The organism is Bacillus cereus, assembly GCF_025917685.1.
Classification (GTDB): domain Bacteria; phylum Bacillota; class Bacilli; order Bacillales; family Bacillaceae_G; genus Bacillus_A; species Bacillus_A cereus_AT.
The window spans coordinates 3974847-4000294 of sequence record NZ_CP089518.1; the positions used below are offsets into that span (position 1 = coordinate 3974847).

Consider the following 25448-nt stretch of genomic DNA (forward strand, 5'->3'; position numbering starts at 1 on the left):
CCTACCTTCTATATAAGTTCTTTTATATTATCCTTTCCCTTAAAGCGACTTTTAATGAGTAAATATTGCTCCATTTCATACACAAGTTGAACAAGTTTCGCACGTATTTCAAATTCTTCTCGCGAGACGGGTAAAGGCATTTCTCTAAATACTTCTCGCATTTCTTGAAGTTGCCTTAACGAAATAACCCCTGTACTTTCAGGACGAATAGAGTTCCCTATATTTTCAATTACATCTGCAATCATATCGGCTTGTTCATACGTCCAAGATAGTGACGCAGCTAATGGTATCATGCGCTCCAAAATTTCAAATTGTTGCATGCGCATATCAAAATAACGATAATAATAGTCATCTTCACGCATAAACTCATTCTCAAGTTTTTTAAATGATAAATCTTTTGCTTCTTTCAGCATCCTTTCTGTTTCAATTAATTCGGCTCCACTCCAATTACTATCTCGATTTCGTAAATAAACGACCATTTCAAACAAGATTGTTCTGAAATGCTCTTCTATTTTTTCTTGATACTCTTTCAGTTTATTCTCACTGCTTGGCATGTACATGTTTACTAATAAAGCGACGCTAATTCCAATCGTTAATATAGCAATTTCATTACCAACTATAGACCATGTAATTTGCTTTAATGAATACAGATGCATAACGATAACCGAACTCGTGACAATGCCTTCTTGAATTTTGCACATAACTGCAGTCGGAATAAAGGTAAGCAGTAATACGCTAATCGCAAGTGGTGTATAACCAATCGTTTCAAAAATACAAAACGCAAATACCATTGATAATACACAAGCTAAAAAACGGTGCAACGATACTTGAACGGATTTTCGTTTCGTATTTTGCACGCATAAAATGACTAAAATACCAGCTGAACTATAAAATTCTAATCCTAATAACTGAGCAATAAAAACTGCCGCCCCCGTTCCAAGCGCTGTTTTCACTGTACGGTATCCAATTTTAAACATATCATTACTCCTATATGTATAAATGTATTTAAAGTTAGTATAAAAAAAGGATGACGCGATGTCATCCTTTTCTACTTATTATTCACGTAACCTTTACATATTACAATATTTTTTGCAAAAATTCTTTTGCACGGTCACTTTTTGGTGCTGTGAAAAACTCTTCCGGATTGCTATCTTCTACAAGCTTTCCACCATCTAAAAAGAGAACGCGGTCTGCTACTTCTTTTGCAAATCCCATTTCATGCGTAACGATTGCCATCGTCATTCCTGTCGTAACTAATGATTTCATAACTTCTAATACTTCTTTCACCATTTCTGGATCTAGCGCAGATGTCGGTTCATCAAATAGCATAACTTCCGGTTCCATCGCTAATGCTCTCGCTATTGCTACACGTTGCTTTTGTCCCCCTGAAAGACGATTTGGATATGAATCTTTCTTATCAAGCAGTCCTACTTTATCCAAAAGCTCCTGAGCCTTTTTCTCAGCCACTTGCTTCGTTACTCCTTTTACATTGATAGGAGCATACGTAATATTTTCTAATACAGTCATATGAGGGAATAAGTGAAAATGTTGAAATACCATTCCGACATTTTCACGAACGTGCATAATATTTGTTTTCGGATTCGTTACTTCTTCCGCTCCAATCCAAATGTGACCATTTGTCGGTGCTTCTAGTACATTCATACAGCGTAAAAACGTTGACTTTCCAGATCCAGACGGTCCGATAATTGCAACAACTTCTCCTTTTTCAATCGTTGTTGTAATTCCTTTTAATACTTCATTTTTTCCAAATGACTTATGAAGGTTTTCAACTTTAATCACTTTTCTTCATTCTCCCTTCAATGGCTTTCCCGACTAATGTAAGAATAATTACTAATATATAATAAATAAGTCCAACAAACAGTAATGGTTCAAGATATTTAAATGTTTCACCGCCTACAATGTAAGCACGGCGCATTAAATCTGTTGCACCAATTACAGTTACTACAGCCGATTCTTTCGTAAGAGTCGCAAATTCATTTACAAGTGCTGGTAAAATATTTTTTAAAGCTTGAGGAAAAATAATATTTCTCATCATTTTCCCGTAAGGAATCCCTAAAGCCATAGCTGCTTCTGTTTGTCCTTTATCAACCGCTTGAATGCCGGCACGAATTACTTCTGACATATATGCACCTGAATTTAAACTAAATGCAAGTACAGCTGCTAAAAAGGCTGGTATCTCATATCCAATCATTTGTGGAACACCGAAATAAATAATCATTAATTGCAATACTAGCGGTGTACCACGAAATATTGAAGTATATATATCTGCTGCAATATTTAATGCTCGTATTCTAGCAATTTTGCAAAGTGCTAATAACGTCCCTAAAATAAATCCTGCTAAAGCTGATGCAGCTACAATTTTCAATGTAACTTCTAAGCCCTTTAATATATATGGTATTGAAGGCGTAATTGCTGAAAAATCTAAATTCATCCTTTTCATTCCCCTCACAGAAAAGTGAAAGGCAGCTTATTTTCCGCTGCCAAACCATTTCTTCACTAATTTATCCATTTCTCCATTTTCTTGCATTTTCTTAATTACTTTATTAAATTCTTCTGTTTTATCACTATTTTTTGGAAGAGCAATCGCTGCACCTACTTCTTCTGGTGCTTCTTGAATTTCAATCCCTTGTAGTTCTTTCATTTTTTCCAAATAATTTTTTGCAACCGTGTCTTCTATAATTGCAGCGTCAAAACGACCAGCTTTAATTTCTTGTACGATTTCTGGTATACGGTCACGTCCCTCAGCTTTGAAATCGACTTGTTTCTGAAATTCTTTTGCCTTTTCTTCTTGAATTGACCCTGTTTGTACCCCTACTTTTTTCCCTTTTAAATCTTCTAACGATTTAATATTAGAGCCCTTTTTTGAAACAATCATATTTTTAGCAACAAAATATATATCTGTGAAATCAGCATTATTTTTACGCTCTGCAGTTGGCGTCATACCCGCCATAACGAAATCAATTTTTCCTGAATTAAGAGATGCTAATAATCCACCAAAATCCATGTCTTTCACTTTCACTTCGTATCCAAGTTCTTTTCCGATATATTTGGCAATATCAACATCAAAGCCGATAATTTCATCACTTTTTGAAGCTTCCACGTATTCATACGGTTTATAGTCTGCTGAAGTCCCCATAACGAGTACTTTTTTATTTTTGACATTCGCCTTTTCTTCCCCATTACTACAAGCACTGAACATACTTACAATTAAAATAAGTGCAAATGATATTGATAATAACTTCTTCATCTTTCTTCCCCCTAACGATGTATATTTAAAAGTTCAATAGTATATTTATTCGTTGTTTGTATTGTATCAGTACTTTTATTTTTATGCAACATTTAAAATAAAAATAAACACAAAAACATTATTAAGTTCATTTTATATGCATAAAAACATGCATAAAATAACATTCCTATGCATGTCTAATCATTATAAAAACTAAATAAAAAAGCGGTACGTCCACTTGTTCGTGAACGTACCGCTTTTTCTCTTCCTTATAGTTCTTCGCAATTGTCTTCGAAGTAAGATTGTAGTTTTGCAATTACTTGCATTGGTTCATGACCTTCAATTTCATGACGTTCTACCATCGTTACAATTTTTCCATCTTTCAATAAAGCAAATGATGGAGATGAAGGTGGATACCCTTCAAAATATTCACGAGCTCTTGCTGTTGCTTCTTTATCTTGCCCCGCAAATACCGTTACAAGGTGGTTAGGACGTTTATCATAATGTACGGAATGTGCAGCAGCAGGGCGAGCAATGCCACCTGCACAGCCACATACAGAGTTTACCATTACAAGTGTTGTACCATTTCTTTTAAATGCTTCTTCAACTGCTTCTGGTGTCGTCAATTCTGTATATCCTGCAGATACAATCTCCTCACGTGCTTGACGGACAACATCATTCATAAAAAAGTTAAAGTTAATCAATCTTTTCCCTCCTCTAATTCTACCTATTTGTATCTTACCAGTTAATGTTTAGAGAATACAAGTAAGTTTACTTGTATTTCAGCATAGAAAAGGTGTTAGAGCTCTTGCTCTAACACCTTTTCTTAATGACCTCGATGTTTTTGCTTTGCCTTTTGTACTTTTATTAAACGTCTTCTTTGCTTTTCAGCCTCTCGTTTCTCTTTAGATTGCACTCGCTTTTCTTGTTTATGCAACTCGTAAGATAAACTAATTGCCTCCTGCGCCTTTGTAAAACGTTTTACAGTTACTTCTTTTGCTGCTTGTCGTATGATACGCTTTATACTTTTTGGACGCTGTTTTTCTTTAACTTCCACACCACATCTTGCAAAGTGCTGAAAATATGCTAACAATGGACCATTTACAAATATAAGCACTTCTTCGTCTGACGGTTCCGTTCCAAAAGTATACCTCGCACCATACAATTTACCTTTTTCTTTACATGTAATAATTCCTACAAAAAATTGACCATCATGATATACTGTCAACTCCATCGACAGCCCCTCCTAAAAAATATTAGAAATACTGGACATCCCGGAGGGGGAAGGTTACTGACATGAGATCATGCGTCTGGACTACCAACCAGAACTGTGTTTTTGTATTTCTTCTACTATTGTATCTTACTTTTCCATAATTTTCATATATTCAACAATCATTTTTTTATGCGATCCTACAATATAGTCGGGTAGTTCTGTTACTGGGAAGAATTTAAGCTGAACCGCTTCTTCTTTATTCATAACAAAGTTCCCTTCATATTCATCGGTATAATAAGCTGTCGTTACAGATTGAAATTCATCACCGTTTGCTAATTTTGTAAAATAGTTCGCTCCAGAAAATACATTGATTAATCGAAGGTTCTTTACTTCTATTCCTGTCTCTTCGTATACTTCACGGTAAGCTGTTTCCTCTGGTGATTCACCAAGCTCCATTAACCCGCCAGGCAGCCCCCATTTTCCGTAAGGCTCTGTTCTTTGCTGTAATAATACATATCCGCTTTCATTGATAACGAGTACAACAGCACCAACTAAAATTAAAGGGCGATGACCAACTATTTTTCGTAATTCTTCTACATATCCCATCGAATCGAATCGCCTCCTTTTTTGTTGTCCACACTATTGTATCATATGTATGAAACGACAAAATGCGTATATTTTTCATTTTTTTAACAAAATATTTATTTTATGAGCTTCATCTACTGTAGCTAACATAATGGATTCGACTTCTGCACTCTTCTCTAGAAATTCTCTCGCCCAATCTTCTGTTTTTCCTACTAAAGCAAGAACATCTTGCTGAATCCTCCCATCCTTTACTAGCACAAAAGAAACTGGAGATCTTCTTCCTGCCACTTTAAGATCACGCCGAGAAACTGCTTCGTATTCTGGATACTGAAATATAGAAACAACACCGCTTGCTTCCCATAATGCTAATTTAACCGTTTGAATATCGCTCACATTTCGCATGCGAAGTTCTGAAAATAAATATTCCACCGTAATTCTCGCTTTTTTTAAATTGCTAAAATCAATGGAACCATTATGTATAAGAATAATAGGTGCTGGCTCTAAAAAGCGTCTCCATCTATCCCATTTCAACATTAAAACAGAGCTTATTATGTGAAGTACAACGAGTATGAACGTTGTGATCATCGAACCGAGTAATCCGACCTTTTCGTCAGATAGCGCATTAGAAATATTCCCGCCAAGCAATAACACTAATACAACATCTAAAAAGCGAAGTTGTGCGATAGATCTTTGCCCCATCGCTTTCGCAACTAATATTAAAAATATGTACGCTATAATAGCCCGAGCAACCCATTCACTATTAGAAAGATGCCGTGCCCCTTCAAAAATATGCATATGCATCACTTTGCACTCCTTACCCGTCTCAAACTGCTATTCTGTTTTAGTTTGCAACGTTTAAGAGCATATATGTAAAAAAGCTGATTCGTTTAAAAACGAACCAGCTTTTTTTACTTAACTGAAAACATATATTTTTTATACGTTTTCCGTACCGATAATATGAGTCCCATCATAATCATATTCGAGAATAAGGAACTTCCCCCATATGATAAGAAAGGTAATGCGATACCTTTTACAGGCATTAATCCAACGATCATACCGATATTTTGGAATATTTGAACCGTTAGTATTCCTATTGATCCAGCACATAATAATGTACCAAATAAATTATCAGCAGAATAACCGATAATAATTGTTCGATATAGTAGCAATAGGAACAAGAACACGACTAACGCCGCTACTATAAATCCACCTTCTTCGGCAATTGTAGCGAAAATAAAGTCAGTATGCTTCTCCGGGATATAGACATTCCCTTCGCCAAATCCCTTTCCTTCCATACCTCCACTACCTACAGCTAAAATCGATTGCTGTGTTTGATAGCCTTGATCTGCATTTTCAAATGGATTTAACCAACCTACAATACGCGACTGTTGGTGAGGTTTTAGTAAAGTAACTAAATTATTAAAGAAGAAATCCTCATACCTTACGTAAATAAATATTAACGCGGATAATATGGTCACCGGAATAACTGTACATAACGCTATCAATTTCTTCTGAATACCTGACATAAATAAAATACATGCAATGGCAGCAGCATATAAGAACACCATACCTGTATCCGGTTGGCTATATACAACAGCCGTAGGAGGAATAGCTACTAACATTACCTTCCCTATTAATATTAGGTCTGTTTTAAATGTTCGAACCACATACTGTGCATTATGCTTTACTGCTAAATTTGCTACTAACATAACCAGTGCAATTTTGAAAAACTCCGACGGTTGAATAGATCCAATTACCGGAAACCTAAACCATCTTTTCGCCCCAAGTATCTCAGGTGTAAAGCTTGAAACTGGTAATATCTTCAACAAAATAATCGAAGCAAATGTAGCAATATACAATGGCCAAGATAGTTTTTGTAGCTGATCTGAATCAACACTTGCAACAAGAAGTAACATTACAATCCCAATTATGTAGTTAACACCTTGCTTCAGAGCAAAATTCTCAGCCCCATATTGTCCAGTTTGCTGACTGCTATATATAGCCGTTATACTTGTAACACATAGTGCAAACAAAATTAAAATTAATTTTACATCTAAACTCTTAAAAAACTCGGTACTTCTTTTCATGACATCCTCCTGAAACATTGTTACAGCAAAATAAAAAACCAGGAGTCAACATTCTTCATGTTTTGACGACTGATTACACATTATCTATAAAACACTTATATAGAATAACTCTCTTTTTCATACAATACAATATATTATACTACAGTTTCATCAGTAAGATTTGCCAAAAAAATTATTCTTTTCTTATTTTATATCTATATACCATATATCAGCAATGTATTTTCGTAAATTCCTAATACATAATCGTTCATTGTAAGATTACTGGGAAAAGTTTTGTACATATAGTAGGATGCAGATGAAGAAATAAGATAATAAAAAGCTCGCATAAGCGAGCTTTTTATTAATATACAGATGTATTATTTTCTGACATGTTTTCTAAAATTTCTTTTACACGTCCTAAGAATTTACCACAAATTAAACCATCAAGTACACGGTGATCAAGTGATAAACATAAGTTAACCATGTCACGAGCACCAAACATACCATTATCCATAATTACTGGGCGTTTTACAATTGATTCAACTTGTAAAATAGCCGCTTGTGGGTAATTAATAATCCCCATAGATTGAACGGAACCAAATGATCCTGTGTTATTAATTGTAAATGTTCCGCCTTGCATTTCGTCCGCTTTTAACGACTTCGTGCGTACTTTTCCTGCAAGTTCTGTAATTTCACGAGCGATGCCTTTAATCGTCTTCTCGTCCGCTTGTTTAATTACTGGTACAAATAACTCTTCTTCTGTTGCAACAGCGATAGAAAGGTTAATATCTTTCTTCTGAACAATTTTATCGCCAGCCCACATTGAATTGATTTGAGGATATTCTTTTAACGCTTGTGCTACTGCTTTTACGAAGAAAGCAAAGAACGTTAAGTTAAAGCCTTCACGCTTTTTGAAATCGCCTTTAATTGTATTACGGTATGACACAAGGTTTGTCACATCTACTTCAATCATCATCCAAGCGTGTGGCGCCTCATGTTTACTACGTAACATATTCGCTGCAATTGCTTTACGCACACCTGTTACTGGAATTTCGATATCTCCAGGCATTGTCGGAACAGAAACTGGTTTCGCAGCTTCTACTTTTTGTGCTACCGGCGCTGCTTTTGGTGCTTCTGGACGCGCTTCTACTACCGCTGCTACAGCTTCCTCTTTTTTCGCACCAGCTTGCGGAATATTTCCAGATTCCACTAGCTTTAAAATATCTTTACGAGTAATACGTCCATTTGATCCTGTACCTTCTACTAGATCTAAATCAACATTATGCTCGCCCGCAAGTTTTAATACCGCTGGTGAAAAACGTGGTTTTCCATCAGTTGGTTGTTTCGCTTTCGGTGCTTTTTCAGGCGTAGTTACTTCTGCCTTTGGTTCTTCTTTCGTTTTTTCCTCAACAGCTGTTGCAGCTACTTCATCTGCGCCTTCTACTTGAATGACACAAACAACTTCACCTACAGCTAACGTATCACCTTCACCAGCTATTAACTCTTTCACAATACCCGTGAAAGAAGATGGTACTTCGGCATTTACTTTATCAGTCATTACTTCTGCAAGCGGATCATACTTATTTACGTGATCGCCAACATTAACGAGCCATTTACTAATTGTGCCCTCTGTAACGCTCTCCCCGAGCTGAGGCATTGTAATATTTTCTACAGCCATGTATAGTCCCCCCGATTAAAATTCCGCAAGTTCACGCATTGCTTTTTCAACTTTATCTGGATTTACCATAAAGAATTTTTCCATTGTTGGTGCATATGGCATTGCTGGAACATCTGGACCTGCAAGACGTGCAATTGGTGCATCTAAATCAAACAGGCAATTTTCAGCAATAATTGCTGCCACTTCACTTATAATACTTCCTTCTTTATTGTCTTCTGTTACAAGAAGAACTTTACCCGTTTTAGAAGCTGCTTCAATGATCGCTTCTTTATCTAACGGATATACAGTACGTAAATCAAGAATGTGTGCAGAGATGCCATCTTGTGCTAACTTTTCAGCTGCTTGAAGAGCAAAGTGAACACATAATCCGTATGTGATAACGGTAATATCATCACCTTCGCGTTTTACATCTGCTTTTCCGATTGGTAATACGTAGTCATCTTCTGGCACTTCACCTTTAATTAAGCGGTATGCACGTTTATGTTCAAAGAATAATACTGGATCTTCATCACGAATTGCAGCTTTTAGTAAACCTTTTGCATCATATGGTGTAGAAGGAATAACAATTTTTAAACCTGGTTGGTTTGCAAACATCGCTTCTACAGATTGTGAATGATACAATGCACCGTGAACACCCCCACCAAATGGCGCACGTATTGTAACTGGACAAGTCCAATCGTTGTTAGAACGATAACGAATTTTTGCTGCCTCAGAAACAATTTGGTTTACTGCTGGCATGATGAAATCAGCAAACTGCATTTCAGCGATTGGGCGCATACCATACATTGCCGCACCAATTGCTACCCCAGCAATTGCAGATTCTGCAAGCGGTGCATCAAGTGCACGATCTTCACCAAATTGATCATATAAACCGTGTGTCGCTTTAAACACGCCACCTTTTTTACCAACATCTTCTCCTAAAACGAATACTTTCTCATCGCGTTCCATTTCTTCGCGCATTGCTAATGTAATAGCATCAATATAAGACATTACAGCCATGAAACGTTCCCCCCTATTCTGCGTATACGTGCTTCAATGCATCTTCAGGTGCTGCATACGGAGCATTTTCTGCATATTCTGTTGCTTCATTTACGATATGCATAATTTCGTCTAACATTTGTTTTTCAAATTCCTCAGTTAACACGCCAGCTTCTTTTAAATAAGCTGCAAATGTTATAATTGAATCTTTTTTCTTTGCTTCTTCTACTTCTTCTTTATCACGATAAACACGATCGTCGTCGTCACTAGAATGTGCTGTTAAACGATATGATACTGTTTCAATTAAAGTTGGGCCTTCACCACGTCGGCCGCGGTCTGCTGCTTCTTTTACAGCTTTATATACTGCAAGCGGATCGTTTCCGTCTATTGTATATCCAGGCATACCGTAACCAATTGCACGATCTGATACGTTTTTACATGCTAATTGTTTTTCAACGGGAATAGAGATTGCATATTTGTTATTTTCACACATGAAAATAACAGGTAGTTTGTGTACACCAGCAAAGTTTGCCCCTTCATGGAAGTCACCTTGGTTTGAAGAACCTTCTCCAAATGTAACGAACGTTACTAAATCTTTCTTCTCCATTTTTCCAGCTAGTGCAATACCAACTGCGTGTGGTACTTGTGTTGTTACTGGAGATGAACCTGTAACAATACGATTTTTCTTTTGACCGAAGTGACCAGGCATTTGACGACCACCAGAGTTTGGATCTCCAGCTTTCGCGAAAGCTGACAACATAAGCTCTTTAGCTGTCATACCAAACGCTAGTACAACACCCATATCACGGTAGTATGGTAATGCATAATCTTTCTCTCTATCAAGAGCGAACGCTGCTCCAACTTGTGCAGCCTCTTGTCCTTGACAAGAAATTACGAATGGAATTTTACCTGCACGGTTTAATAACCACATACGTTCGTCGATTTTACGTGCAAGTAACATCGTACGGAACATTTCTAATACTTGCTCATCACTTAAGCCAAGCTCTTCATGGCGCTTTTCTTTTACTTCTGCCATTTTTCATAACCTCCTAAATCCACATTTTTATGCGTGTAACGCTTTTCCATCTACAGCTAGTGCTGCTTCACCAATCGCCTCAGATAATGATGGATGCGGATGAATTGTATGTGCTACTTCCCAAGGTGTTGCATCAAGTACTCTTGCAAGACCAGCTTCAGAAATCATATCTGTTACATGTGGTCCAATCATATGAACACCAAGAATGTCATTTGTTTCTTCATCAACTACAAGTTTTACAAATCCATCTGATTCTCCGTATACAAGTGCTTTTCCGATTGCGCGGAATGAGAACTTACCTACTTTTAACTTATAGCCTTTTTCTTTCGCTTCTTGTTCTGTTAAACCAACAGAAGCAACTTCTGGACTGCTATATACGCATTTTGATACCATAGAGTAATCAATTGGTGTAACTTCTTTCCCTGCAATATGTTCTACTGCAACAATTCCTTCATGAGAAGCAACGTGAGCAAGTTGTAAGCCACCGATTACATCTCCAATTGCGTAAATATGAGATTCTTTCGTTTGATAAAACTCATTTGTTTGAATGTATCCTTTTTCCACAACGATATCCGTATTCTCTAAACCAATATTTTGCGTATTGGCTTGTCTTCCTACAGATACAAGCATTTTTTCTGCTTTAAATTCTTTATTCTCACCGTTATGTTCAGCTTGAATTGTTACTCCATTATCTTTTACCAATGTTTCTGGTAATACTTTTGCACCAGTCACCACTTTAATACCTTTTTTCTTGAACAGACGTTGCATTTCTTTTGAAACATCCTGATCTTCTAGTGGTAAAATAGTTTTCGCATACTCTAACACTGTAACTTCTACACCGAAGTCAGCAAGCATCGATGCCCACTCAATACCGATTACACCGCCACCAACGATAATAATCGAGCTAGGAAGCGTTTCCATTTTCAGGGCATGATCTGAAGACATTACGTACTCTCCGTCTAATTCTAAACCTGGTAATGAATTTGGACGAGAACCTGTTGCAACAAGTACATTTTTTGGAATTAACATTTCATTCTCTTCTCCACTTGCAAGTTCAACTGAAATTGTCCCTGGCATCGGAGAGAAAATAGATGGGCCAAGAATACGGCCAATACCTTCAAACACATCAATTTTACCTTGTTTCATTAAATGTTGAACGCCTTTATGGAGCTGCGTTACAATCTTCTCTTTACGCTCTTGTACTTTTGCAAAGTTCAGTTCTACATTACTTGCAATAACTCCGAACTCTTCACTTTTTTTAGCAGTTGCGTATACTTCTGCACTACGTAAAAGAGCTTTACTAGGAATACATCCTTTGTGCAAACAAGTACCACCAAGATTTTCTTTTTCAACAAGTGCTGTTTTTAATCCTAGTTGTGATGCGCGAATAGCAGCAACATATCCACCTGTACCGCCGCCAACGATGACTAAATCATATTCTCTTGCCATTATCTCAACCCCTAGCTACTGTTTGTTTTTCTCTTACAACATACTCTTTCGGCGCTTCTTCTTCACGTAATACACGAAGTGCTCCTTCTGCTAACGCTTGTAACTCATCTTCTCCTGGATGCACAATAACATCTGCAATCCAGTCAACACGTTCTTTTATTTCATCGACAAGAATTTTACTGTATGCAAGTCCACCAGTTAATACGATTGCATCGATTTTCCCGTGAAGTACAGCACTCGCTCCGCCAATCTCTTTTGCAACTTGATATGCCATTGCTTTATAAATAAGTGTTGCTTCAGGATCACCTTTTTCAACCATTTGTTCTACTTTAATTGCATCGTTTGTACCGATTAGACTTACAAGTCCACCTTGTCCGACAAGTTTTTTAACCATTTCGTCTCGGTAATACTCACCAGAGAAACACATTTCAACTAATTGTCCTACTGGTACTGTACCAGCACGCTCTGGACTAAATGGTCCTTCTCCGTTTAAGCCGTTATTAACATCGATAACTTTCCCTTTTTTATGGGCACCAACTGTAATACCGCCACCCATATGTGTAACTAATAAATTTAAATCTTCGTATTTGTGATTTAATTGTTCAGCCACTTTACGAGCAACCGCTTTTTGGTTTAATGCATGGAAAATACTTTTACGTTCCATACCAGCAATACCGCTTATACGAGCAATTGGCTCCATTTCATCTACAACGACAGGATCCACAATGAATGCAGGAATATTTAATCCAGAAGCAATTTCATAAGCTAGAATGCCTCCAAGGTTTGAAGCGTGATGACCGCTGAACCCATTTTTTAAATCTTCTAACATTGCATCGTTTACTGTGTACGTACCGCCTTCGATTGGACGAAGTAATCCACCACGCCCACAAACAGCGTTTAATTTTGAAATGTTAATACCATGCGAATGTAAAACTTCTAAAATCGTTTCTTTTCGAAATTCATATTGATCGATAATTCGCTTATATTTTCCAATCTGTTCTTCATCATGACGAATTGTTTCTTCTAAAACGGGTCTTTCATTATCAAAAACACCAATTTTTGTGGATGTACTACCCGGATTAATAACAAGAATTCGATTTAAGGACAATGTTGCTACCTCCACTAATAAATTCAAAAGGAAGTGGAAACCTCATAAGAGGTAACCACACCTTTTGTAAAAGTTGTATATGAATGATTAGCGACGGCTAATAATGTCGTGACCGTTGCGTAAGTATGTGCTACGAGTGTTTTTCAAGCTTGCAATGCGCTCTTCAGCTAGACGATCTGCTGCTACATAAGTTGCTATGCCATCGCGTTTTGAAATTTCGATTACTTTTGCAATTGTGTCATAAATAGACTCAACACGTTTTAAGGCACGTTCTCTATTGTATCCATATAACTCGTCTGCTACGTTAATTACACCACCTGCATTAATAACATAGTCTGGTGCGTATACAATACCCATTTCATGAATGATGTCGCCGTGACGATCTTCTTTTAATTGGTTATTTGCAGAACCTGCGATTACTTTTGCTTTAAGTTGTGGAATAGTTTCATCATTAACTGTTGCGCCTAATGCACATGGTGCGTAAATATCACATTCAACACCGTAAATTTCATTTGGCTCAACCGCTGTTGCACCGAATTCTTCTACTGCACGTTGTACAGCTTCTTTATTAATATCTGTAACGATTAATTTTGCTCCTTCAGCGTGTAAATGTTTGCATAGGTGATATGCTACGTTACCAACACCTTGAACAGAAATTACTTTTCCTTCTAGACTATCTGTACCGAACGCTTCTTTTGCAGCTGCTTTCATACCACGGTAAACACCGTATGCAGTTACTGGAGATGGGTTACCAGAAGAACCGAATGAAGGTGAAATACCTGTTACAAAGTCAGTTTCTTCGTGGATAATATCCATATCATCTACTGTTGTACCAACATCTTCAGCTGTAATGTAACGTCCGTTTAGTCCTTGAATGTAGCGTCCTAATGCACGGAACATCGCTTCGCTTTTATCTTTACGTGGATCACCGATAATTACTGTTTTTGCACCACCTAAGTTTAAACCAGCTGCTGCATTTTTGTATGTCATCCCTTTTGCAAGACGCAATGCATCTTCAATCGCCGCTTCTTCAGAATCATATGTCCACATTCTTGTTCCACCAAGAGCTGGTCCAAGTGTTGTATCATGGATTGCAATGATTGCTTTTAAACCAGATTCTTTATCTTGACAAAATACCACTTGCTCATAATCATATTTTTCTAAGTATTCGAAGATTTCTAATGTCATTGTCGTTTCCCCCTAATTGTTTTACCCTATTTGGTTTATTTTGAAGCAGTCGCAACTGCCAATGCTAATGAATATACTTTTGTTTCTGCTGAATCAGCACGTGATGTTAAAACAATCGGTGCTTTAGCGCCTGCAATCATCGCCCCTACCTTTGCATTTGCAAAATAGACGAGTGATTTATATAGCACATTTCCAGCTTCAATCGTTGGGACGAGTAAAATGTCTGCCTTACCTGCTACATCACTTACTATGCCTTTATGTTCTGCTGCAATTTGTGATACTGCATTATCTAAAGCAAGTGGTCCATCAACGACACAATTTTTAATTTGTCCGCGGCGATTCATTTGAGTTAACATCGCTGCATCAATTGTCGCTTGCATCGCAGGATTAACAACCTCTACCGCTGCAATTGGCGCTACCTTCGGCAAATCTATTCCTATTGCCCGGGCAACTTCTACAGTATTTTGTATAATAGCAGCTTTTTGTGTTACATCAGGTGCAATGTTCATCGCTGCATCTGTAACAAAAATAAGATGATCGTAATTTGGAACTTCAAACGCTGCAACGTGTGAAAGTACGCTGCCCTTACGAAGTCCCCACTCTTTATTTAATACGGCTTTCAAAATATTTGCAGTTGGGATGTTCCCCTTCATAAGCACATCTGCTTCGCCATTTCTTACAGCTTTAACAGAAAGTTCTGCAGCCTCAGCACTTGACGTTGCTGCAATCACTTCAATATGTTCTGAAGTTTGTAATCCGTGCTCTTGTAGCATCCCCATTATTTTTTCTTGATTTCCATATAGACGAAATTGAGCTAGCTGTAGTTGAATTGCCTTCGCTACAGCTTCAATTACTTCATGATCTTCAGCTACTGCTACAGCCACAGTTTTTTTAGGCTGTCCTGCCGCTTGATCAATTAAATGTTCTAACTTCATATTTTGTAATCAACCCTTTCCGTCGTCCCTCGTCTATTCATTAAGCAAATACCGTGCCAACTTTTAAAAGTGGTCTTACCAATAATGAAAACGCATTCAAAATGCTGTAAAATCAATACTTTGGAAAACAACGAAATATTCTGTCTTGTTTTGTCGCTTTTTGTATACCATGCAATAAATTGCACGGTACGCAATTTATTGCATGCTATTTTTTGCACAGTCGTGCTTTTCTAGCTTGTAATATAAGTTTCGAACTGAAATCCCTAACGCTTTTGCAGTTTTCGTTTTGTTCCCCTCAAATTTCTCCAAATATTCACGTATAATATTCCCCTCAAATTCTGTCACTAAGTGTTCAAGGGCCTTCTCCTCTAATTCAGGTAATAAATTATTTTGTTTCGTCTCCACTTGTTCTTCTTTATGTAATAGGGGTAAATGATGTACATCAATGTATATCTCGTTATAATTCATAAAAATAATTGCTCGCCCTAGAATATTTTCAAGTTCCCTAACATTTCCTGGCCATTCATATGATTGTAAATACGAAACAGCTGAATCGGTGAGCCCTTCTACATTCCGGCCATAATCTTGGTTAATTTTTTGAATTAACCTTTCTGCAATCGCTGGTATATCTCCTTTGCGCTGACGAAGAGAAGGGATTTGAATCGGAATTTTATTTAAGCGGTAATATAAATCTTCTCGGAACTTTCCTTCTAAAATTGCTTTTTCTAAATTCACATGCGTCGCTGCAATTACTCGAACATTAATAGGTATCGCTTTCGTTCCACCTACTTTCACAATCTCTTTTTCCTGCAGTACTCGAAGGAGCTTTGCTTGCGTATTTGCAGATAATTCTCCAATTTCATCTAAAAAAATACTTCCATTGTTCGCTTCTTCAAAGAACCCTCGTTTCCCGCCTCTTTTCGCTCCCGAGAACGCACCTTCCTCATAACCGAATAATTCACTTTCTAATAACGTCTCGGAAATAGCAGCACAGTTTACTCTGACGAACTTATTGTATTTTCGATTACTACCATTATGAATAGCGTGTGCAAACAACTCTTTCCCTGTCCCTGATTCCCCTCTAAGTAGTACCGTTGCTGGTGTATTCGCTCCAAGTTTTGCTTGTTCAATAGCTGCTGTTGTTTCATCTGACTTCCCGACTATATCATCAAATGAATATTTCGCTTCTAATGTTCGGATGATTTGTCTTGCTCTATTTAATTCATTTGTTAATTTTTGAATTTCTGATACGTCACGAATTACCCCGACGCTACCTTTCAATATTCCATCTACAATAACTGGTGCTACGTTTACAATTACGTCGCGCTTCTTTTGCCCAATCTTCATATGTATTCCTCGTACCGCTCGGCGTGTCCGAAGTACTTTCATATGCATACTTTCACCTTCTACAATATCAGTTGTAGCTGGCTGCCCGAGAATATCTTCTTCCGTCAAACCTGTTAGCTTCGTATATGCAGGGTTTATAACTAACCCCCTTCCTTTCTCATCGACAACCGAAATCGCTTCTTCAGATGAGTTAATGATCGCCTCGAGTAGCGTTTGAATTTCTTTTAAGTCTGTAACTTCTTCCGCTAAATCTACAACTTCTGTAATATCTTTAAAAATCGCAAATGCCCCTTGAACCTCTCCGCCTTCTTTTAATATTGGTATACGCGTTGTAATGATCTTCTTGTCATTTTCTAACGTCAGTTCATGGTTCACTTCTATTTGTTTCGTACGTATAATACGGAGCAACTTACTCGTTGGAATAACTTCTAAAATATATTTCCCTACCGCTTCTTCTTTTTTATATCCGATAATACGCTCTGCGCTTTTATTAAACAGACGGACTTTTCCCTCTCGATCAATAACAATCATACCGTCATGTGTAGAATTTAAAATTAATTCTCCTTGTTGCGTTTGTTCCTCTAACTGCCCAATCAAACCTTCCTTCTCATGCGCTAATCTCGTAACAATTTTCGCAATATCCCCTGGTATAAGAAGAGTATCTTTATGCTTTTTCATTAATAAATCTTTATGTAAATCATCGTCACCTGTCATATCAAACATTACATCAATATGCATAGAAAGAAACGACGTTACGCTCTCTCCAATTGTAACCCCGTATTCCTTAGCCATTTGTAATCCTTTTGCAATCGGATTTATATCAATAATCCCTATAATTTGAAATATATTCGAACTTTGTAACAGATTCAGCAGTGTACTGCCACCTTCACCTGCACCAACAATTAAAACTTTTTGTTTCATATATTACACTTCCTCTCGAAGTATCTCTGCAAAATTTTTCACATTCTTATCTTACTCGTTCAGCAACCTCTTGACAAACCCCCATTCCATATAACATCATTAAAATACACAAAATAATCTGAAAAGGAGCGTTATTTATGCAGCGTTACCTCGCTCTATTATTAGCACTCATCCCCATTTCATTAGCCGTGCTTGGTATTAAACTAATGAGAGATACTGTATTTGGGATTTTGTTCTCCCCAATCCCTATATTGTGGTTACAATTTTTAATCGGCGCTCTTTGCTTTGCACTCGGGTTTTATATCTTCGGCGGCTTCGTCTTACACAGGGATCGTAAGAGAAATAAAGTACAAGCACGCTTCAGAAGATAAAACAAAGTTTTCACATATCATAAATAAAAAATGAGACCATTATATTAGGTCTCATTTTTTTATCGGTAATAAAGTTCTTGCTGTTTCAGGATAATCAGTAATAATCGCCGATATATTCATATCAAAATATTTACGCATAAGCGTTTCTTCATTTATCGTGTAAGGACGAACCTCCACACCACTTTCCATCGTTAATTCAGCGATAGCATCTTGAAGATAACGATAATTCGGATGTACTGCAGTAGCACCCATCTTTTTTGCATATGCCCACGGGCTATGCAAACCTTCACGATACAAAATAGCTGTTTGAATATCAGGAGCCATCATATGACACCGCTTCATACTGTAGTGATTAAAAGAAGAAAACACAATCCGATCCTCTAGACTAAACTTACGTACAAGTGTTATAACCTCTTCTTCTAAACCTCTGTATGGGATTTTATTATTTTTCAGTTCAATATTGAGTAGCAATTTCGTTTTTGCGAGCCATTCTAACACCTCTTCTAGAAGAGGTATTTTGCAAAAACCTACTTTGTCACCGAATTTATAACTCGCATCCAACTTACATAAATCCTCATATAAATAATTTCGAACCGCACCTTTTCCATTTGTTGTCCGATCCACCGTTTCATCATGAATGACGACAACTTTTCGATCTTTCGTGAATTGAACATCGAGTTCAATTCCATCTGCTCCAAAAGCCTCCGCCGCTTCAAATGAAATCATTGTATTTTCCGGATACGTTCCCGCTGCACCACGATGTGCAAATATAAGAGTCATCCTCACTCCCCCAATCTTATGCTATACTATACGAAAAAGGAGGTACTTCTATGAGACCATTACAAATTTCTCCAGACACTGCAGTCCGCCTATCAAAAGCGTTAGGTGTTCCACTTGAACAACTTATGCATATGCCACAGCATATTTTAATCCAAAAGTTAGTTGAATTAGAAAAACAAAATAAAAACGAAGAATAATATAGTCCTGTTTTGCAGGGCTTTTTATTATCATCTATTATATCATGGATAACTTACCCACTAAAATTATGAATGCATGGAACAACAAAATAAAAAGCCTCTATAGAGAAGCTTTTTTCTACAAATTGCAAATTTTAAGTTCCACCAACATATTGAAGGTCTCCAGATTTATGTAATTCACCTGTTACTCCATCTCCAAAATTATTTAAAGAAAAAGTTTGCTCTTCTAGCGAATCCTTTTCGATTTAAAATTCGAAATCAGACAAAAAACACCGCCCTCTCGATAGTTTTAGTAACTACCAAAAGAACGGTGTTTATCACTCAAATGACCGTGTTATTTATCGGTCAAAGATATTTATTGCTCAACGTTCTCTAACGTTAAAGTCGCGTCAGATACTGTTATATCAACATTTAAGAAGCCTTATGTTCAAGTCTTAGCTTATCCGCAACCATTGCGATAAACTCGGAATTCGTAGGTTTTGCTTTTGACATCGATACAGTATAACCAAATAAGGACGAAATAGAATCAATATTCCCACGGCTCCAAGCCACTTCAATTGCGTGACGGATTGCGCGCTCGACACGACTTGCTGTTGTATTATATTTCTTTGCGATATCTGGATATAATACTTTCGTAATAGATCCTAGTAATTCGATATCATTGTACACCATAGAGATTGCTTCTCGTAAGTACATGTACCCTTTAATATGAGCGGGTACACCAATTTCATGAATGATACTTGTAATACTCGCATCTAAGTTTTTCGGTTTTCCATCGATCGTTGTTGCTGATCGGAAAGATGGTAATGGACGTTTAATGGTAGCATTTGCTTTACCACTCACTTGACGAATATGACTCGTTAAATTCTCCATATCAAATGGTTTTAATATGAAATATGATGCACCTAAATCAACCGCTTTTTTCGTCACATCTTCTTGTCCAAACGCTGTCAACATAATAACGCTAGGTTGTCTTAACCTTTCAATATGTCGCATTTTCTCTAGCACAGCTAGACCATCTAAATGTGGCATAATAATGTCTAAAACGAGTACATCAGGCTGCTTGTCTGTCAATAAGTTTAAACATTCTTGACCATTGTAAGCAGTTCCGATTACTTCCATATCATCCTGAGCAGCAACATAGCTCTCTAGCATTGATACCAATTCTTTATTATCATCCACAAGACATACTTTAATTTTCTCCACAGTTTTTCCTCCCTTACCGAATCGATTCTTCCGACATGTGTAAGCTTCTAGGCTACATGAATTGTTCGACAATTGTGTGAAAATTCCCTTTTAAAGTTTCTTACTTTCCGATAAAAACACAAAAAAATATATTTATCGCCCATTTACTTTCTTTCGCAACACATTCCATCATAGAATTACAACGAAACGTTCAACCCTTTTCTTATATTTTACAACAAAAAACAGCTCTTGCGGAGCTTTTACAAAATTTCAACGAATTTTTCAATAGAAAAGCGAGCTAATATGCATTAGCTCGCTTTTTTCTCTTGATCATAAATATTAATTCCAGCCTCATGTAACATCCATTCAATATGAACACCGTATCCTGACGTTGGATCATTTACAAATACATGTGTAACAGCACCAATTACTTTCCCATTTTGTACAATCGGACTTCCACTCATCCCTTGTACAATACCACCCGTTTTTGCTAGTAAACGTTTGTCTGTCACTTTTATAACCATACCTTTTGTAGCTGGGAACTTTTGCGGTACCGTACTAACAACTTCAATATCAAACGCCTCAACTTTATCTTGATCAATAACTGTTAATATTTTCGCTGGTCCTTCTTTTACTTGATGGGATAATGCGATAGGCATTGCTTTATCCATTATGCCGTTTGTCATATTTGTATTTAATTTCCCGAAAATACCATACGGGCTATTTACTGTAATATTACCAATCACTTCACGATCCGGTGAAAATCTTGCTAATTTTTCTCCTGGATTCCCGTGACTCCCTCTTTCAATAGAGGTTACGGTCGAGCGCATAATTTGTCCATCTTCTACTTGAATTGGTTTTTTTGTATCATTATCAGAAATGACATGACCAAGTGCCCCGTATTTCATGGAACCCGGATGAACAAATGTCATTGTTCCAATTCCAGCTGCCGAGTCACGAATATATAAACCAATACGATAAGACGATTCCCCGCTGTCTTTTTGTGGTGTTAACTTAGTGCGAATGTATTTTCCATCTCTTAGCAAAACAAGATTAAGCGGTTCACCTGTTTCTCCACTATTATGAATAAATGGTGCTACATCACTCATTCTTTCAATTGTTTTCCCATTAATTGCAGTAATCATATCCCCAATCTGTACACCAGCTGTTTCACCAGGAGATACTTTACCCTTTTCAGTTTGAATTAAATGATGGCCTACAACAAGTACACCTTTTGTGTTCAATTTCACACCAATCGATTGTCCACCGGGGATAACTTTAAAATCTTTCAATACTTTTACATTTACTTTTTTCACTGGAAAACCAGCGAGTTGAAACACCATATCAGCTTCACCATTTTGGTGAGAATTCACCATAAGCTCTTGTTCATTTGAACTTACTGTAAATACATTACGATTTGTAGATGAAGCCTTAAAAACTGGTAATGATGCTATTTCTGATTGTTGTCCTTCAAAAACAACAAGTTGTTTCGGGGATGAAATAAACGTTCGAAGCGGTTTAAAACATCCAATAAAAACTAAAGAAACAAGGAGACAAAGACCTATTATTTTTCGAAATCTTTCTAATTTCAATTTGTTCACTCTCCTCGCTCCTACCCCACATTCAGCCTCTTGGCTTCACTTTTTAATCTCTCCTTGCAGTGCTTTATTTATAACCGGAAGAATTAAGAAATCATCATTTGAGAAAAAAAGCTATCCATTACTGGATAGCCTCTGCTGTCTGTTTGAAATGATGTGCTTGCGTAAGTAACTCTTTCGCATGTTCTGTCGTTAAATCTGTAATTTCTACACCAGAAATCATCCGAGCAATTTCTGTTACTTTTTCATCCGTACTTAGCACCGTAACAGATGTAATCGTCCGATCATTCGCCACTTGTTTTCTAATAAATAAATGCGAGTCCGCCATTGAAGCTACCTGAGGTAAGTGCGTAATACAAAGTACTTGCGAGTTTACCGATACACGATAGATTTTTTCCGCAATAGCCTGTGCAACCCGACCACTCACACCTGTATCCACTTCATCAAAAATAACTGAAGCAACACCTTGATGCTTAGAAAAAATACTTTTTAAAGCCAAAATAATACGAGATAACTCTCCGCCAGAAGCAACCTTTGAAAGCGGCTTTAACGGTTCACCAGGGTTCGTTGAAATATAAAACTCCACGTGATCATAGCCATCCGCCGTAAGTTTCACCGGTGTTCCTTCTACAAGAGGTTCTTCTGCATTTCCTTCCCTCTTCATTATTCTCACTTCAAATTTCGTTTTTTCCATATATAATTCTTTTAATTCTTGATGAATAGCGTTTGTAAGATGGTCTGCCAGTTCATGACGCATATCACTTAACAACGTTGCTTCTTTTAAAATAACACTTTCTAATTCCTTTAGCTGCTTTCTCGTCGTTTCAATATGTACGTCTTTATTTTCAATTGTAAAAATTTCTTGTTCAATTTTATCAGCATACGCTAAAATCTCTTCTACAGTATTTCCATACTTTCTCTTTAACATACGGATTTCATTCAACCTTGTTTCAATTTCATCTAAACGTTTCGGATCATATTCCATCATATCTAACTTTTCTCTAAGCTGATATGCAACTTCTTCTAATAAGTAATAGCTATTTGCAATTGAATCATGGTTTTCTTGATACGCCTCATCTAAATGCGTAATACTCTCCATTTGGCTCATTGCATTCCTTACATGATCTAACCCTTGGCTGTCCCCACTCAACGAACGATACGCATCCCCTAACGCTTTATAAATCTTTTCAAAATTGGATATTTTCAATCGTTCCTCAGTCAATTCATATTCTTCATCCATTTTTAAATCTGCCTTACGAATTTCTTCATGTTGGAATTGAATTAAATCTAGACGATGAGCCATTTGTTGTTCATTTTCACTTAAAGATTTCAACTGTTTTTTTAATTTTTCATAGTCTCCGTATACGTTCTGATATATGTCTAATTGCTTAACAATACGATCTCCATCAAAATGATCTAGCATAAACATATGACGCTCTTCATTCATTAAATCTTGCGTTTCATGCTGTCCATGTATATCAACAAGCGTTTTTCCAATCTCTTTTAATATACTAAGTGTAACAAGCTTCCCATTTACACGGCATACACTTTTTCCGTTCGCAGCGATATCACGTTTCAAAATAATCATGCCGTCTTCTATTTCTATATCTAATTCTTCTGCCTTTGCAATACACGGATGCTTATCATCTTCTACATAAAATAAACCCTCTATTTCAGCCTTTTCTGTTCCATATCGAACAAACTCCGCTGAACCACGGCCGCCAACAAGCAAACTAATCGCATCAATAATAATCGATTTTCCGGCTCCTGTTTCACCACTTAAAACGGTTAAACCTTTTTGAAAAGAAATATTTAATGCCTCAATAATAGCAAAGTTTCTGATCGATAATTCCGATAACAATGCCCCATTCACCTCGTTATAAACTAATCCCCTACTAAGGGCTTTTTTTAAGTACTCTTCATTCAAATAGTTATACTGTATGTTTATATGTATAAATTACTCATCTAACCCGCTCCATTGTACCAAACATTTGTTTTACGGGTCAATCCACCTATTTTCTAACTTTATTTAAAGAAAATATTATATTGCATTTAATAATTCATATTTTAACCAATAAAAATATCTTGTTTACTTTCCACTTTACAGAGGAAAGTAAACAAGATTTTTTTGTTACAGCATATTTAAGAAACGATCAGAGACAACACCTGTATCTTCAGGTGTACGGCAAATAATTAAGCAAGTATCATCACCACAAATGGTTCCGATAATCTCATCCCACTCTAAATGATCAATAAGTGCCCCAAGTGAATGAGCGTTACCAGGCAATGTTTTTAGCACAAGCATATGTCCTGCCGTGTCTAATTTTACAAATGAATCCACTAGATTTCGTTTTAATTTTTGCAACGGGTTAAATCGTTGATCTGCTGGTAAGCTATATTTATAGCGTCCATCATGTAATGGCACCTTAACTAAGTGCAGTTCTTTAATATCGCGCGATACTGTTGCTTGCGTTACATTAAATCCCTCATTACGTAAAATATCAACTAGTTCATCTTGTGTTTCAATTTCTTTGTTCGCAATAATTTCCCTGATTTTAATATGGCGCTGACCTTTATTCATACATTTGCACCTCACACTATCTCTTACCACAGTTTAAACATTGGTATACTTCACTTATTTATGTTAACGTATAATTCGTTTCTTGTACACAATTGTTTTTACAATCATTATACAATTACAACAAAAAGAGGAACAACATATGTTATTCCCCTTTCCCTTTTTGTTTTAGAACGTCATGTGCTTCTGTAACAACTTGCTCAATAGAAACCGGCGAATGGTTTTCGCCATTCTCACGCTCTCCATGCCATTTTAGATGGATTAAAAATTCAATATTACCATCCCCGCCCGTAATTGGCGAGAATGTTAAACCTTCGACATCATAGCCTTCCTTCAGAGCAAAATCGACAATCATTTCCACGACAGCTTCATGTACTTTTCTATCACGAACAATGCCTTTTTTCCCAACTTGTTCTCGTCCAGCTTCAAACTGCGGTTTAATTAATGCAGCTACGTCACCATTTAACATAAGCATTGTTTTTAAAACCGGCAATATTAGCTTTAATGATATAAATGAAACATCGATACTTGCAAACTGAGGTAAACCGCGCTCTAAGTCTGCCGGTGTCACGTAACGGAAGTTCGTTCGTTCCATCACAACAACACGCTCATCTTGACGCAATTTCCACGCAAGTTGATTATAGCCTACATCTAATGCATAAGATAACTTCGCTCCATTTTGAAGCGCACAATCTGTAAAGCCACCAGTTGATGAACCAATATCTATCATAACTTTATCTTGTAAATCAAGTTGAAATGTCTCTAATGCCTTTTCAAGTTTATAACCACCACGGCTTACATATGGCATAACTTGCCCTTTCACCGTAATCTCTGTATCTTGTGAGATTTTCTCTCCTGGCTTATCGAGTCTCATTTCATTCGCATATACGAGCCCTGCCATAACAGCACGTTTAGCCTTCTCGCGCGTTTCTATAAGTCCTCGCTCTACTAATAGTACATCTACTCTTTCTTTTTTTACGCTCATTTG

25 protein-coding genes are annotated in these 25448 nt (G+C 36.9%); 2 read left to right on the top strand and 23 right to left on the bottom strand.

Annotation, left to right across the window (positions count from 1 at the left end; translation table 11 throughout):
- Positions 1 to 8: 8 nt before the first annotated feature.
- From LUS72_RS20580 to LUS72_RS20660, 17 genes are all read right to left on the bottom strand, one after another.
- Entirely contained in the window at positions 9 to 977 is a 969-nt protein-coding gene (locus LUS72_RS20580) for an aromatic acid exporter family protein (protein WP_097830750.1), read from the bottom strand.
- Between the two features lie 100 nt (positions 978 to 1077).
- On the bottom strand, positions 1078 to 1800 hold the full coding sequence (locus LUS72_RS20585; protein ID WP_097830749.1) for an amino acid ABC transporter ATP-binding protein: 723 nt from the start codon (positions 1798 to 1800) through the stop codon (positions 1078 to 1080).
- Complete coding sequence (locus LUS72_RS20590; protein WP_001046912.1) at positions 1793 to 2452, bottom strand: amino acid ABC transporter permease; 660 nt, start codon at positions 2450 to 2452, stop codon at positions 1793 to 1795. Before LUS72_RS20590 ends, LUS72_RS20585 begins: the two co-directional genes overlap by 8 nt.
- Positions 2453 to 2488: 36 nt before the next feature.
- On the bottom strand, positions 2489 to 3268 hold the full coding sequence (locus LUS72_RS20595; protein ID WP_264448226.1) for a transporter substrate-binding domain-containing protein: 780 nt from the start codon (positions 3266 to 3268) through the stop codon (positions 2489 to 2491).
- A 248-nt stretch (positions 3269 to 3516) separates the two neighbouring features.
- A complete protein-coding gene (locus tag LUS72_RS20600; protein WP_002015097.1) occupies positions 3517 to 3930 on the bottom strand; it encodes a BrxA/BrxB family bacilliredoxin in 414 nt (137 codons plus the stop codon).
- A gap of 143 nt (positions 3931 to 4073) precedes the next feature.
- Entirely contained in the window at positions 4074 to 4481 is a 408-nt protein-coding gene (locus tag LUS72_RS20605) for a YjdF family protein (protein ID WP_097830747.1), read from the bottom strand.
- 126 nt (positions 4482 to 4607) lie between these two features.
- Positions 4608 to 5066 carry an NUDIX hydrolase gene (locus LUS72_RS20610; RefSeq protein ID WP_071771625.1) on the bottom strand — a complete coding sequence of 153 codons (459 nt, stop codon included), beginning with the start codon at positions 5064 to 5066 and terminating at the stop codon, positions 4608 to 4610.
- A gap of 75 nt (positions 5067 to 5141) precedes the next feature.
- Positions 5142 to 5846: a DUF421 domain-containing protein gene (locus LUS72_RS20615; RefSeq protein WP_097830746.1), complete on the bottom strand. Its 705-nt coding sequence runs from the start codon at positions 5844 to 5846 to the stop codon at positions 5142 to 5144.
- Positions 5847 to 5953: 107 nt separating this feature from the next.
- The gene (locus LUS72_RS20620; protein WP_097830745.1) at positions 5954 to 7132 is read right to left on the bottom strand and encodes an FtsW/RodA/SpoVE family cell cycle protein; all 1179 of its coding nucleotides are present in this window, start codon (positions 7130 to 7132) and stop codon (positions 5954 to 5956) included.
- A 340-nt stretch (positions 7133 to 7472) separates the two neighbouring features.
- On the bottom strand, positions 7473 to 8789 hold the full coding sequence (locus tag LUS72_RS20625) for a dihydrolipoamide acetyltransferase family protein (protein WP_097830744.1): 1317 nt from the start codon (positions 8787 to 8789) through the stop codon (positions 7473 to 7475).
- A gap of 15 nt (positions 8790 to 8804) precedes the next feature.
- Positions 8805 to 9788, bottom strand: coding sequence for a 3-methyl-2-oxobutanoate dehydrogenase subunit beta (bfmBAB, locus tag LUS72_RS20630; RefSeq protein WP_000290070.1), 984 nt, complete (start codon positions 9786 to 9788; stop codon positions 8805 to 8807).
- Positions 9789 to 9801: 13 nt separating this feature from the next.
- The gene (bfmBAA, locus tag LUS72_RS20635; protein WP_000852549.1) at positions 9802 to 10803 is read right to left on the bottom strand and encodes a 3-methyl-2-oxobutanoate dehydrogenase subunit alpha; all 1002 of its coding nucleotides are present in this window, start codon (positions 10801 to 10803) and stop codon (positions 9802 to 9804) included.
- 27 nt (positions 10804 to 10830) lie between these two features.
- Positions 10831 to 12252 (bottom strand): dihydrolipoyl dehydrogenase, encoded by a 1422-nt coding sequence (lpdA, locus tag LUS72_RS20640; RefSeq protein ID WP_000090438.1) that lies wholly within the window; start codon positions 12250 to 12252, stop codon positions 10831 to 10833.
- A gap of 4 nt (positions 12253 to 12256) precedes the next feature.
- Positions 12257 to 13360: a butyrate kinase gene (gene buk / locus LUS72_RS20645; RefSeq protein ID WP_097830743.1), complete on the bottom strand. Its 1104-nt coding sequence runs from the start codon at positions 13358 to 13360 to the stop codon at positions 12257 to 12259.
- A gap of 87 nt (positions 13361 to 13447) precedes the next feature.
- Positions 13448 to 14548, bottom strand: a complete 1101-nt coding sequence (locus LUS72_RS20650) for a leucine dehydrogenase (RefSeq protein WP_097830742.1) — start codon at positions 14546 to 14548, stop codon at positions 13448 to 13450.
- Between the two features lie 35 nt (positions 14549 to 14583).
- Entirely contained in the window at positions 14584 to 15483 is a 900-nt protein-coding gene (yqiS, locus tag LUS72_RS20655) for a phosphate butyryltransferase (RefSeq protein ID WP_097830741.1), read from the bottom strand.
- A gap of 195 nt (positions 15484 to 15678) precedes the next feature.
- A complete protein-coding gene (locus LUS72_RS20660) occupies positions 15679 to 17751 on the bottom strand; it encodes a sigma-54 interaction domain-containing protein (protein ID WP_097830739.1) in 2073 nt (690 codons plus the stop codon).
- A gap of 137 nt (positions 17752 to 17888) precedes the next feature.
- Here LUS72_RS20660 and LUS72_RS20665 point away from each other — a divergent pair, with 137 nt between their 5' ends.
- The gene (locus tag LUS72_RS20665; protein WP_001190193.1) at positions 17889 to 18122 is read left to right on the top strand and encodes a DUF2627 domain-containing protein; all 234 of its coding nucleotides are present in this window, start codon (positions 17889 to 17891) and stop codon (positions 18120 to 18122) included.
- 51 nt (positions 18123 to 18173) lie between these two features.
- On the opposite strand, the gene LUS72_RS20670 is transcribed toward LUS72_RS20665, so the two are convergent.
- Positions 18174 to 18902, bottom strand: a complete 729-nt coding sequence (locus LUS72_RS20670) for a glycerophosphodiester phosphodiesterase (RefSeq protein ID WP_097830738.1) — start codon at positions 18900 to 18902, stop codon at positions 18174 to 18176.
- A 50-nt stretch (positions 18903 to 18952) separates the two neighbouring features.
- On the opposite strand from LUS72_RS20670, the gene LUS72_RS20675 reads away from it, so the two are divergent.
- Positions 18953 to 19099 (top strand): YycC family protein, encoded by a 147-nt coding sequence (locus LUS72_RS20675; protein ID WP_097830737.1) that lies wholly within the window; start codon positions 18953 to 18955, stop codon positions 19097 to 19099.
- 411 nt (positions 19100 to 19510) lie between these two features.
- Here LUS72_RS20675 and spo0A read toward each other — a convergent pair whose 3' ends face one another.
- From spo0A to LUS72_RS20700, 5 genes are all read right to left on the bottom strand, one after another.
- Positions 19511 to 20305: a sporulation transcription factor Spo0A gene (gene spo0A, locus LUS72_RS20680; RefSeq protein ID WP_000411416.1), complete on the bottom strand. Its 795-nt coding sequence runs from the start codon at positions 20303 to 20305 to the stop codon at positions 19511 to 19513.
- A gap of 287 nt (positions 20306 to 20592) precedes the next feature.
- Entirely contained in the window at positions 20593 to 21885 is a 1293-nt protein-coding gene (gene spoIVB / locus LUS72_RS20685; protein WP_264448227.1) for a SpoIVB peptidase, read from the bottom strand.
- A gap of 118 nt (positions 21886 to 22003) precedes the next feature.
- Positions 22004 to 23743 carry a DNA repair protein RecN gene (gene recN / locus LUS72_RS20690; RefSeq protein ID WP_097831045.1) on the bottom strand — a complete coding sequence of 580 codons (1740 nt, stop codon included), beginning with the start codon at positions 23741 to 23743 and terminating at the stop codon, positions 22004 to 22006.
- 270 nt (positions 23744 to 24013) lie between these two features.
- Complete coding sequence (argR, locus tag LUS72_RS20695; RefSeq protein WP_001032581.1) at positions 24014 to 24463, bottom strand: arginine repressor ArgR; 450 nt, start codon at positions 24461 to 24463, stop codon at positions 24014 to 24016.
- A 142-nt stretch (positions 24464 to 24605) separates the two neighbouring features.
- Positions 24606 to 25445 carry a TlyA family RNA methyltransferase gene (locus LUS72_RS20700; protein WP_097830735.1) on the bottom strand — a complete coding sequence of 280 codons (840 nt, stop codon included), beginning with the start codon at positions 25443 to 25445 and terminating at the stop codon, positions 24606 to 24608.
- Between the last annotated feature and the right edge of the window lie 3 nt (positions 25446 to 25448).